7 protein-coding genes are annotated in these 12,194 nt (G+C 64.3%); 3 read left to right on the forward strand and 4 right to left on the reverse strand.

Features of this window, described 5'->3' with window-relative positions:
• Positions 1-10: 10 nt before the first annotated feature.
• From F7P65_RS11155 to F7P65_RS11170, 4 genes are all read right to left on the reverse strand, one after another.
• Entirely contained in the window at positions 11-1,207 is a 1,197-nt protein-coding gene (locus tag F7P65_RS11155) for an MFS transporter (RefSeq protein ID WP_150291816.1), read from the reverse strand.
• A gap of 117 nt (positions 1,208-1,324) precedes the next feature.
• Positions 1,325-1,981 carry a L,D-transpeptidase family protein gene (locus tag F7P65_RS11160; RefSeq protein ID WP_150291817.1) on the reverse strand — a complete coding sequence of 219 codons (657 nt, stop codon included), beginning with the start codon at positions 1,979-1,981 and terminating at the stop codon, positions 1,325-1,327.
• 94 nt (positions 1,982-2,075) lie between these two features.
• Positions 2,076-4,343 carry an NADP-dependent malic enzyme gene (locus tag F7P65_RS11165; protein WP_150291818.1) on the reverse strand — a complete coding sequence of 756 codons (2,268 nt, stop codon included), beginning with the start codon at positions 4,341-4,343 and terminating at the stop codon, positions 2,076-2,078.
• A 10-nt stretch (positions 4,344-4,353) separates the two neighbouring features.
• Complete coding sequence (locus F7P65_RS11170; protein WP_162854601.1) at positions 4,354-5,277, reverse strand: LysR family transcriptional regulator; 924 nt, start codon at positions 5,275-5,277, stop codon at positions 4,354-4,356.
• A gap of 92 nt (positions 5,278-5,369) precedes the next feature.
• Between F7P65_RS11170 and F7P65_RS11175 the strand changes: the two genes are divergently transcribed.
• The 3 genes from F7P65_RS11175 to F7P65_RS11185 all read left to right on the forward strand — a co-directional run bounded on the left by F7P65_RS11175 (position 5,370) and on the right by F7P65_RS11185 (position 12,082).
• Positions 5,370-7,478, forward strand: a complete 2,109-nt coding sequence (locus F7P65_RS11175) for a malate synthase G (RefSeq protein ID WP_150291819.1) — start codon at positions 5,370-5,372, stop codon at positions 7,476-7,478.
• 98 nt (positions 7,479-7,576) lie between these two features.
• Complete coding sequence (gene alaS / locus F7P65_RS11180; RefSeq protein WP_150291820.1) at positions 7,577-10,243, forward strand: alanine--tRNA ligase; 2,667 nt, start codon at positions 7,577-7,579, stop codon at positions 10,241-10,243.
• A gap of 495 nt (positions 10,244-10,738) precedes the next feature.
• Positions 10,739-12,082 carry a UDP-glucose dehydrogenase family protein gene (locus tag F7P65_RS11185; protein ID WP_150291821.1) on the forward strand — a complete coding sequence of 448 codons (1,344 nt, stop codon included), beginning with the start codon at positions 10,739-10,741 and terminating at the stop codon, positions 12,080-12,082.
• Positions 12,083-12,194: the final 112 nt, after the last annotated feature.

Consider the following 12,194-nt stretch of genomic DNA (forward strand, 5'->3'; position numbering starts at 1 on the left):
CACAGGCCGTTCATTCGCAGGCAAGGGTCATCGAGCGGATCGAGCGCCGCTGGAGGCTCAACGTGAGCAGGAACACCGCCAATCCGCCCAAGGCCAGCGCCGCGCCGATCCAGCCGGTCGAGGTCAATCCGTAGCCGGCCGCGATGGCCATGCCGCCAAGCCACGGCCCGATCGCATTGGCAACGTTGAAGGCGCTATGATGCGCGGCCGCGGCCAGCGTCTGGGCGTCGCCCGCCACGTCCATCAGGCGTGTCTGAAGGACGCTGCCCAGGCCGCCGCCGCCGCCGATCAGGAAAATGACCAGCGACAGGCTCCAGATATTCGACGCCATCAACGGAAACAGAGCCAGCGACGCCGCGCTCCACAGCAGCACCATGATCGCGGTTCGGCTCTGCGCCCGGTCCGCCGCCCAGGCCGCGACCAGATTGCCGATCGTCATGCCGACGCCGAAGACCGCCAGCACCACCGGCACGAGATGTTCCGATACATGGGTCACGGAAATCATGGTCGAGGCGACATAGGTATAGACGGCAAACAGCCCGCCGAAACCGATGGCTCCGGTCAGCAGCGTCAACAGAACCTGCGGTTCTTTCAAAGCGCCCAGTTCCCGCATCGGGCTTGCCCCCGGATCGCCCGCATCACGCGGGGCGTAGAGCGCGACCAGAGTCATGGTGATTACCGCGAGCAGCGTGACAATGCCGAAACCCCAGCGCCACCCCAGCGCCTGCCCCATCCAGTTCGCCACCGGCACGCCAATCACCGTCGCAACGGTCAGGCCCGTCATCACCCGTGCTACCGCCAGCGCGCGCCGGTCGCTGGGCACCAGCGACGCCGCCACCAGCGCCGCGACGCCGAAATAGGCGCCATGGGGCAAGCCGCTCAGAAAGCGGAACAGCAGCATGGTCGCATAATCGGGCGACAGGGCGCTCAGGCCGTTGCCGATCGCGAACAACGCCATCAGCCCGATGAGCAGCGTTCTGCGCGGCAACCGCGCGCCCAAAACCGCGATCACCGGCGCGCCGACTACCACGCCCAGCGCATAGGCGCTGATCGCATGACCGGCCATCGGTGCGCTGATATGAAGGTCGCTCGCGAAAAAGGGCAGCAGGCTCATCGCCGCAAATTCGGTGGTGCCGATGGCAAAGGCGCCCATGGCGAGCGCGAAAGTGACAAGGGCGGGGTGAATCGCGCGACTGCTTTGCGCCATCGGCTGCTCCATGTTGCGATGCAATAAGGGTGAGCCTCGCAAATGATAGTGTTACCCACCGGAATCAAGCCGTGGGCCGGGTGATTTTATTGCAGTTGCTTGAGCCGCTCGCGCAACTCAGCCGCTGGTCTTCGCGTGGCGCGTGTCCAGCATCTTGCCGTCGGTGATGACCACCAGATCGCCCAGTTTCGTCACGCCGAACAGCTTTTTCGCGAAGGCGCGGGGCACGCCGATGCAGCCATGGGTGGCATTGCCCCAACGAACGTCGCTGCCGTGGATGGCGACGCCGTCGCTCGTCAGCCGCAGCATGTAAGGCATAGGCGCATTATTATAGGTGCGGGAAAAATGGTCGGCATCCTTCTGCGAGATCGGGAAGGCGCCAAGCGGGCTGGGTTTGTCGTCCGCACCGTAGATGATGACGGCCGTGCCGATCTCATAGCCCGCGCGAAAGACGGAGAGCGTCTGGGCCTTCAGATCGACGGTGACGATGATGGGGCCGGTCGCCGGCGCGCCGCCCTCGTCCCAGACATAGTCGCCATGACGGAACGGGCCGTCGATGGGCAACACGCGCTTGACCGCCAATGCATGGGGATCGACCGCGACCGGCTGTGCCCTGGTCCGTTCCACGGGCCTGGATGGTTTGGCGGGAACCGCGTGGGCCGCGTCCGGCTTCAGATCGCGCCCGCGTCCGATGGACAGGCCCAGCACCAGCAGCATGGCAGCGGCGCCGCCGCCAATCGCCAGCTTTCCGCCCGTCGAAATCCGTCCCGTCATGAACCGTCCGTCATCCTATGACCGTCATCCCAACCGCAGCAGGACGACGCCCAAACCGCAATAGGGACGGTGCCTGACATGAAAAGGTTAACCTTCAGCCCTCGCGCGCCACTTCGGCGGCGGCGATGGCGGTCAGGTTCAGAATGCCGCGCGCTGTCACGCCGGGCGTCAGCACATGGATCGGCTGCGCCAGACCGACCAGCATCGGCCCGACCGTGGGAGAGCTGGACGACGCCGACAGAGCCGTCAGCGTGATATTCGCCGCATCCAGATTGGGCATGACCAGCAGATTGGCCGAACCTTCGAAGCCTGAATCCGGAACCAGCCGCTCCCGCAGCGATTGGCTGAGCGCTGCATCGGCATGCATTTCGCCGTCGACCATCAAGTCCGGCGCGGCCTTCTTCACCAGCTTGAAGGCTTCCCGCATCTTGCGTGCGCTGGGGGAATGTGACGCCCCGAAATTGGAGTGAGAGAGCAACGCCACGCGCGGCGTCAGGCCGAAATATTGAAGTTCCGTCGCGCCCAGCAGGGCCATTTCGGCAACCTGCTCCGGCGTCGGATCGGGCACCATATGGGTATCGGTGATGAACAACGCGCCCGCGTCCAGGATCAGCCCGGACAGCGCATAGACGCGGCTGCTGCCGGGTGTGCGGTCGATGATGCGCAGGGCATGTTCGACCTCGCCCCAATAGTCGCTGTTGCCGCCGACGATCGCGGCATCGACCCGTCCGGTCCGCAGCAGCATGGCAGCAGTGGCGCTGGGCCGGCGATAGACATGGCGGATCACTTCCGCCGACGCGACGCCCTTGCGCGCGGCGACGGTGCGATAGGCCTCGACCAGTTCGTTCATCAGTTCATGATCGGTTTCGGGATCGACCACATGCACGTCGCGGTCGAGCTGGAAGCGCAGGCCCAGTTCGGGCAGCTTCTGGTCCAGTATCCGACGGCGCGCGATGATCACCGGCTCGACAATGCCTTCGTCCAGCGCATCCTGAATGGCGCGGAGCACGCGCTCATCCTCGCCCTCGCCATAGGCGATGCGACGCCTGGTGCCGCGCGCTGCTTCGAACACCGGCAGCATCAACTGGGCCGAGCGGGTGTTCTGCTGGGCCAGTTGGCGCTTATAGGCGTCCAGGTCGAGCTGCCGCTTGGCGACGCCGCTGTCCATTGCCGCCTTGGCGACGGCGCAGGCGATCTCCGCGATCAGGCGCGGATCGAAGGGCGTGGGGATGATGTAATCCGGCCCGAACATCAGCTTGCGCCCGCCATAGGCCTGAGCGACGCTGTCATGGGCGGGCATGCGCGCGAGGTTGGCGATGGCGTCGGCGGCGGCGACCTTCATCGCCTCGTTGATCTCGGTCGCGCGGGCGTCCAGCGCGCCCCTGAAGATATAGGGGAAGCACAGGACATTGTTGACCTGATTGGGATAGTCCGACCGCCCGGTCGCGATGATGGCGTCGGGGCGCACCTCCCGCGCCGCTTCGGGGCGGATTTCCGGTTCCGGATTGGCGAGCGCGAAGATCAGTGGATTGGGCGCCATCAGCGGCAGCCATTCAGGCTTCAGTACGCCCGGCGCCGACAGACCCAGGAACAGGTTCGCGCCCGGCAGCACTTCAGGCAGCGTGCGGGCATTGGTGTCGCGGGCATAGCGCGCCATGTTCGGCAGCATGCCCTCGCGCCCGGAATGGATGACGCCGTCCTTGTCGGTCAGCGTCACATTCTCTTGCGGCAGACCCATCGACACCAGCAGGTCGACGCAGGCCAGCGCCGCCGCGCCCGCGCCGGACGTGACCAGTTTCGCATCGGCCAGCGTTTTGCCCTGCAGCACCAGCGCGTTGCGCACGGCGGCGGCGACCACGATGGCGGTGCCATGCTGGTCGTCGTGGAAGACCGGGATGTTCATCCGCTTCTTCAGTTCCGCCTCAATGGCGAAGCATTCCGGTGCCTTGATGTCCTCCAGGTTGATGCCGCCGAAGGTCGGCTCCAGCAGAGCGACGGCCTCGACGAATTTTTCCGGATCGGTGGTGTCGACCTCGATATCGAACACGTCGATATCGGCGAATTTCTTGAAGAGGACCGCCTTGCCCTCCATCACCGGCTTGGAAGCGAGCGCGCCGATGGCGCCCAGCCCCAGCACCGCTGTGCCGTTGGAGATCACCGCGACCAGATTGCCGCGTGCGGTATAATCCATCGCCTTTTCGGGATTTTCGGCAATGTCGACGCAGGGCGCGGCGACGCCGGGCGAATAGGCCAGCGCCAGGTCGCGCTGGTTGACCATGCGCTTGGTCGGTTCGATCCTCAGCTTTCCGGGTTGCGGATAGCGGTGATAGTCCAGGGCGGCGCGCCGGGTGTTTTCGTCCATGGAATCGGCCTTAAAGCTGGTTTGGGGGAGGGGCAATGGCGGAGCGCTCCCAAGGGGGGCTGGGGGCGTAGAGCTGAAGCAGGAAATCGACGAAGGCGGTGACGGCAAGCGGCGGATTGCTTTGCGGCAGATGCACGGCATAAAGGCCGACATCCGCCGATCCTTCATGATCCGGCATGATCTGCCGAATGTCGCCCCGGTCCAGCGCATCGCTGACGTCCCAGAGCGAACGCAGCGCGATGCCCACGCCCGCCAGCATCAGTTCACGCACCATTTCGCTGCTGTTGGTGCGGACATGGCTGACGCCTTCGACCGTGACCGAACCCTTGGGGCCGCTCAGCCGCCAGGGCAATTGTCCATCGGCCGCGAGCAGGCGGTGTTTCCGCAGGTCGGTGACGGTCTGCGGCAGTCCGAACCGCTCCAGATAGGCGGGACCCGCGCACAGCACGCGCCGGTTGGTCGCCAGCCGGTGCGCGGACAGCCCCGACCCGGGATCGGCGGTGATGCGGATGGCCAGATCCGCGCGCGTCGCCAGCAGGTCGGCATAATCGTCCGACAGATCGATGCGCATCCGCACCTTGGGATGCGCATCCAGAAACCGCTCCAGCCAGGGCGCGACATGCATTCGACCGAAGGAAGTCGGCGCCGTCACCCGGAGCATGCCCGACGCTTCCGCCGATGTCCCCGACACGCGCCGCTCGGCCTCATCCAGCGCGGCCATGACTGCGCGTAAATCTTCATGCAGCCGTTCGCCCGCCGGGGTCAGCGCCAGCCGCCGGGTCGTCCGGTGGATCAGATGCGTGCCCAGCCGCTCCTCCAACCGGACCAGCCGCTTCGACACCATGGCCGGCGAAATATTCAGCCGTCGCCCTGCGGCGGCCATGCCGCCTTCATCGACGATGGTCGCGAACAGGTCATAATCCGGGTCCATCATTTGTTTCACCAGAAGAAAGTCTGAATTTTAATAATAGCGTCTACACGGCATAATGTGACCCGTCTATGGTGCCGCGCAAAGGAGATGATCCCATGACGAGCATGACCGACCGCGCGGGCCTTCAGGTCGCGCAGGACCTGACGAGCTTCATCGAGCAGCGCGCGCTTCCCGGCACCGGCATCGACGCCGACCGCTTCTGGCAGGGCACCGCCGCGATCTTTGCGCGGTTCGCGCCCGAAAACGCGGCCCTGCTTGCCAGGCGCGACGATCTTCAAAACCGGATCGACGCCTATTATGGCGAACGGGCCGGCCAACCCGCTGACACCGCTTCGTTGCGCGGATTCCTGAACGACATCGGCTATCTCGTCCCCGAACCCGCGCCCTTCCAAATCGGCAGCGAGAATGTCGACGATGAAGTCGCGCGCCTCGCCGGGCCGCAGCTGGTCGTGCCGATCCTCAATGCGCGCTTCCTGCTGAACGCCGCCAATGCGCGCTGGGGCAGCCTGTATGACGCGCTCTATGGCACCGATGCCATTCCGGGCGCGGCTGCGGGCAAGGGCTATGACGCGGCGCGGGGCGCGCAGGTTATCGCCTGGGCCAAATCCTTCCTTGACGAAGCGATCCCGCTCGCCACCGGATCATGGGCCGATCTGAAAAGCGACGACATCCAACTGGCCGATCCGACCCAATATCGTGGTCGCAGCGAGAAGGGCCGCCTGTTCCGCCACAACGGCCTGCACATCGAGGTCGTGTTCGATCCTACCCACTCCATCGGCAAGGACGACCCGGCGGGCATCGCCGACGTCATCCTCGAATCGGCGCTGACCACCATCTGCGACCTGGAAGACTCGGTTGCCGCCGTCGATGCGGAGGATAAGGTCGCTGCCTATGCCAACTGGCTCGGTCTGATGCAGGGCGACCTCACCGACACTTTCGAGAAGAACGGGGCGATGATGACCCGCGCCCTGAACCCGGACCGCAGCTATAGCGCGCCCGACGGCAGCGGCTTCACCCTGCCGGGCCGCAGCCTGCTCTTCGTCCGCAATGTCGGCCATCTGATGACGACGCCCGCCATCCTGCTCCCCAACGGCGCCGAGGCGCCGGAAGGCATTCTCGACGGCATCGTCACCAGCCTGATCGCCCTTCATGATTTAAATGGGCACGACCTTCGCCGGGAGGGCGGCAACAGCCGGACGGGCAGCGTTTATATCGTCAAGCCCAAGATGCACGGCCCGGAAGAAGTCGGTTTCACCAACCGCCTGTTCGACGCCATCGAAGACCTGCTGGGCCTCGCGCGCCATACCGTCAAGGTCGGCGTCATGGATGAGGAGCGCCGCACCTCCGCCAACCTTGCCGCCTGCATCGAGGCCGTCCGCGACCGCGTCGTCTTCATCAACACCGGCTTCCTCGACCGCACGGGCGATGAGATGCACACGTCGATGCGCGCCGGTGCCATGATCCGCAAGGGGGAGATGAAAACCTCCGACTGGATCACGGCCTATGAAGACCGCAATGTCCAGATCGGCCTCGCCTGCGGTCTGTCGGGCCGCGCGCAGATCGGCAAGGGCATGTGGGCCGCGCCGGATCGCATGGCCGACATGCTGGACCAGAAAATCGGCCATCCTAAAAGCGGCGCGAACACTGCCTGGGTTCCCTCCCCCACGGCGGCGACGCTGCATGCGACTCACTATCACCGCGTCGACGTCTTTGCTCGCCAGGCCGAGCGCAAGGCCGAAGCCATCGCACCGCTCGACAAGCTGTTGACCATCCCGGTCGCGCAAGGCCGCAACTGGTCCGATGCAGAGATTACGCAGGAACTGGACAATAACGCCCAGGGCATCCTTGGCTATGTCGTCCGCTGGATCGATCAGGGCGTCGGCTGTTCCAAGGTTCCCGACATCCATGACATCGGCCTGATGGAAGACCGCGCCACCCTGCGCATTTCTTCCCAGCATATGGCGAACTGGCTGCTTCACGGCGTCTGCACGGCGGAGCAGATCGACGCCGCCTTCACCCGCATGGCCGCCAAAGTCGATGCCCAGAATGCGGGCGACCCGCTTTACCGACCGATGAGCGGCAATCCGGCCAGCTTCGCCTGGCAGGCCGCCCGCGCCCTCGTCTTCGAAGGCGTCGCACAGCCCAACGGCTATACGGAGCCGCTGCTGCACAAATATCGCGCGCTGGCGAAGGCCGCGAACTGAACGAAAAGTGGCCGGGTAAAACGCCCGGCCGCATTTCTCATGCGATCCGACGAAAAGCCCCGCTTGTGCGCCGCGCCGGTTCCAACTAAATCGCCCCCATGACATCGACCAACGACATTCGCCGCTCCTTCCTCGACTATTTCGGGGCCAACGGCCACACCATCGTTCCGTCCGCGCCTCTGGTGCCGCACAACGACCCGACGCTGATGTTCGTCAATGCGGGCATGGTGCCGTTCAAGAATGTCTTCACGGGGCTGGAAACCCGGCCCTATAATAAGGCGACGTCGAGCCAGAAGTCGGTCCGTGCCGGGGGCAAGCATAACGACCTCGACAATGTCGGCTACACCGCGCGCCATCACACCTTCTTCGAAATGCTGGGCAATTTCAGCTTCGGCGACTATTTCAAGGAACAGGCGATCACCCATGCCTGGACCCTGCTGACCAAGGAATGGGGCATCCCGGCGGAAAAGCTGACCGCCACTGTCTATCACACCGATGATGAAGCCTTCGACCTCTGGAAGAAGATTGCGGGCCTGCCCGAAGAGCGGATCATCCGCATCCCCACCAAGGATAATTTCTGGGCGATGGGCGACAGCGGTCCCTGCGGTCCTTGTTCGGAAATCTTCTACGACCATGGCGATCATATCTGGGGCGGCCCTCCGGGCAGCCCGGAGGAAGATGGCGACCGCTTCGTGGAGATCTGGAACCTCGTCTTCATGCAATATGAGCAGGAAGCGAACGAGATCGTATCCGAACTGCCCAAGCCCAGCATCGACACCGGCATGGGTCTGGAACGCATCGCCGCCGTGCTGCAAGGCGTCCATGACAATTACGATACCGACACGTTCAAGGCGCTGATCGAGGAATCGGGCGCGCTGAGCAAGACCGCCATCGACGGCGAGCATAAGGCCAGCCACCGCGTTATCGCGGATCACCTGCGCTCGACCAGCTTCCTGATCGCAGACGGCGTGCTGCCCGCGAATGAAGGCCGTGGCTATGTCCTGCGACGCATCATGCGCCGCGCCATGCGTCACGCGCATATCATCGGCGCGAAGGAGCCGCTGATGCACCGTCTGGTCGGAAGCCTCGTCTCCGAAATGGGTGGCGCCTATCAGGAACTGGTCCGCGCCCAGCCGCTGATCGAGGAAACGTTGCTGCGGGAGGAAACCCGTTTCCGCCAGACGCTGGAAAAGGGCCTCAAGCTGCTCGACGAAGCGACTGGCGACCTGTCGGAAGGCGGCACGCTGCCCGGCGAAACCGCGTTCAAGCTCTACGACACTTACGGCTTCCCCTATGACCTGACCGAGGACGCGCTGCGTTCGCGTGGCCTTGGCGTCGACCGCGAGGGCTTCGACAAGGCGATGGCCGAGCAGAAGGCCGCAGCCCGCGCCGCATGGAAGGGTTCGGGCGAAAAGGCGTCGGACGAAATCTGGTTCGACATTGCCGAAAGCACCGGCAGCACCGAATTTATCGGCTACACCGCCACGGTGGGCGAAGGCGAAGTGCTCGCGCTGGTCAAGGACGGCGCGCGCGTCGATGCCGCAGGGCCGGGCGATGACGTCACCCTCATCACCAACCAGACGCCCTTCTATGGCGAAAGCGGCGGCCAGATGGGCGACGCGGGTACGATCAGTTCGCAGGCGGGACTCGTCGCGGACGTCGAAGACACTGCCAAGCCCTTGGGCCGTCTCCACGCGCACAAGGCAAAGGTCGGCGCGGGCAAGATCAAGGTCGGCGACACGGTGCACCTCAGCGTCGATACCCACCGCCGCGACCGCATCCGCGCCAACCACAGCGCGACGCACCTGCTGCATGCCGCGCTGCGGGGCGAATTGGGCGCACACGTCACGCAAAAGGGCAGCCTCGTCGCGCCGGAACGTCTGCGCTTCGACTTTTCGCACCCCGAAGCGCTGACCCACAGCCAGATCGCGGCCATCGAAAGCCAGGTGAACGAGCAGATCCGCCACAATGAAGCGGTGACCACTCGCCTGATGACCCCGGACGACGCGATTGCAGCGGGCGCCATGGCCCTGTTCGGCGAAAAATATGGCGATGAAGTCCGCGTCCTTTCCATGGGCGCTCCGGGCATTGGGGGCGATGCGCACAGCTATTCGGTCGAACTGTGCGGGGGCACCCATGTCCGCGCGACGGGCGACATCGCGATCTTCAAGATCATCTCGGAAAGCGCCGTCTCATCCGGCGTCCGCCGTATCGAGGCGCTGACCGGTGAAGCCGCGCGTCTCTGGCTGTCCGACCGCGAGGATCGCCTGCGCCAGTCCGCCGCCGCGCTCAAGACCACGCCGGAGGAAGTCCCCGCGCGCATCGCCGCGCTCGTCGAACAGAGCCGTAAGCTCGAACGCGAACTGGCCGAAGCGAAAAAGGCGCTGGCACTTGGCGGCGGCGGATCGGCTCAGGCGGCGGCCCCCGAGAAGGTCGGCGCTGTGAACTTCATCGGCCAGGTGATCGAAGGCCTCGATCCCAAGGAATTGCGCGGCCTGGTTGACCAGAACAAGACGACGCTGGGCAGCGGCGTTTCCGCCGTCCTCGCCGTGGTAGAAGGCCGCGCGACCATTGCCGTCGGCGTGACCGATGACCTTGTGGGAAATATCAGCGCCGTAGACCTCGTCCGCGCAGGCGTTGAAGCCCTTGGCGGCAAAGGCGGCGGCGGTCGTCCCGACATGGCGCAAGGCGGTGGTCCCGAAGGCGATAAGGCGCAAGCGGCCATCGATGCGGTCAAGGCCGCGTTGACCAGCGTTCCCGCATAAGAGCCTTCGGGCCATTTCCATCATGAAGAGGGCCAGTTCCAGGAATGGAACCGGCCCTTTTTGCATCGCCTTCATCAAAGACCGTAGCGCGGTTTTGCGCCGGGGAAATCGGTACGACAGCCTCTTTTCCTGACCTCGTACCAAGGCGCGATGAGTTTGACTCATCGGATCTTGGTAAAGCCCCCGCAGCACCTGAGCGGAACCCACTTGTGATCGGTCGAAGACCGAGCGCGATGGTATAAACCCCTGATCCGCGTCCATATGTGGCCTGCGAGCGGCAGGCTGCGTTGCGTCCAAGCTGCGCGGGAAGCTATGTTGCGCTGCGTCAATCGCCGGCTGGTTCCGGCATTTGCGGCGTCAGGCTGGGTGGCCTGAAGTCCGATCCGTTGCGAAGGGATGGGTTCCGTGCAGCCGGATTTTCCGGCGCAGGTTCGTGCGCTCTTTTTCCGCGGGTCGGCTATCGGTCGAGAGCCTTTTATAGAAGGAGAAAAGTTGATGCGGATCGTTATGACCGGATCAGGCTATGTCGGCCTGGTCTCCGGCGCTTGTCTCGCGGATTTCGGCCATGATGTCATCTGCGTGGACAAGGACGCGCGCAAGATTGAGTTGCTTCAGAGCGGCGGCGTGCCGATCTACGAACCGGGCCTTGCCGACCTGATCGCGCGCAACGTGAAGGCAGGGCGCCTGACCTTCACCACGGATCTGGCCGGATCGGTTCCTCAGGCGGATGTGGTGTTCATCGCCGTCGGCACGCCCGCCCGACGGGGAGACGGTCATGCCGACCTCAGCTATGTCTATGCCGCCGCGCAGGAAATCGCGGCCAATCTGAGCGGTTTCACCGTCATCGTCACCAAGTCGACGGTCCCGGTTGGCACGGGCGACGAAGTCGATCGCATCATCCGCGAAACCAACCCGGATGCGCAGTTTACCGTCGCTTCCAATCCAGAATTTCTCCGCGAAGGCGCGGCGATTGAGGATTTCAAGCGCCCGGACCGTATCGTCGTCGGTATCGAGGATGACCGCGCCCGCCCGGTGATGGAGGAAGTTTATCGCCCCCTTTACCTTAACCAGGCGCCGATCCAGTTCACCGGGCGCAGGACGAGCGAACTGATCAAATATGCCGCCAACGCGTTCCTGGCGATGAAGATCACCTATATCAACGAGATGGCCGATCTGTGCGAAAATGTCGGCGCCGACGTGCAACAGGTCGCTCGGGGCATTGGGCTGGATAACCGTATCGGTTCAAAATTCCTTCACGCGGGACCCGGTTATGGCGGCTCCTGCTTCCCGAAGGATACGCTGGCGCTCGTCAAGACGGCGGAGGATGCGGGAGCGCCCATCCGCCTTATCGAAACCACCGTGGCGATCAACGAAAGCCGCAAGCGGGCCATGGCGCGCAAGGTTGTGTCCGTATGCAACGGCTCCGTTCGTGGCAAGACGGTCGCGGTGCTGGGCCTGACCTTCAAGCCCAATACCGACGACATGCGCGATGCGCCGTCGCTCTCGATCATCCAGGCCTTGCAGGATGGCGGCGCGCAGGTACGGGCCTACGATCCCGAGGGCATGGACGCGGCCCGGAACATGCTTTCCAATGTCGATTTTTGCGACAGCCCCTATGCGGCGGCCGAGGGCGCCTCAGCGGTTGTCATCGTCACTGAATGGGATGCCCTGCGCGCGCTTGACCTGCCGCGTCTCAAGGGCGTCATGAGCGGCGACGGTTTGGTAGATTTGCGCAACATCTATCGCCCCGAGGTCGCCGAGGCGGCGGGCTTTGCCTATGTCAGTGTCGGTCGGGGCATGGCGCCGCAACCGGAAGAGCTGATTCAGGCTGCTGAATAAAGGTTCCACGGCTCATCGCAAAAGTCCTGACTTTGCGATGAGCCGTTATTGACCGGAAGGCTTTGTTAACCTCCATATTAGACCATAAAGGGGTTTAAAACGGGGGTTGCAC

The sequence above is a fragment of the Sphingobium estronivorans genome (genome assembly GCF_008692605.1).
Lineage (GTDB): Bacteria > Pseudomonadota > Alphaproteobacteria > Sphingomonadales > Sphingomonadaceae > Sphingobium > Sphingobium estronivorans.

Excerpts from the sequence above, each read along its gene's own strand:
- F7P65_RS11155 (WP_150291816.1), bottom strand. The coding sequence starts at position 1,207 with ATGGCGCAAAGCAGTCGCGCGATTCACCCCGCCCTTGTCACTTTCGCG.
- F7P65_RS11160 (WP_150291817.1), bottom strand. The coding sequence starts at position 1,981 with ATGACGGGACGGATTTCGACGGGCGGAAAGCTGGCGATTGGCGGCGGC.
- F7P65_RS11165 (WP_150291818.1), bottom strand. The coding sequence starts at position 4,343 with ATGGACGAAAACACCCGGCGCGCCGCCCTGGACTATCACCGCTATCCG.
- F7P65_RS11170 (WP_162854601.1), bottom strand. The coding sequence starts at position 5,277 with ATGATGGACCCGGATTATGACCTGTTCGCGACCATCGTCGATGAAGGC.
- F7P65_RS11175 (WP_150291819.1), top strand. The coding sequence starts at position 5,370 with ATGACGAGCATGACCGACCGCGCGGGCCTTCAGGTCGCGCAGGACCTG.
- alaS (WP_150291820.1), top strand. The coding sequence starts at position 7,577 with ATGACATCGACCAACGACATTCGCCGCTCCTTCCTCGACTATTTCGGG.
- F7P65_RS11185 (WP_150291821.1), top strand. The coding sequence starts at position 10,739 with ATGCGGATCGTTATGACCGGATCAGGCTATGTCGGCCTGGTCTCCGGC.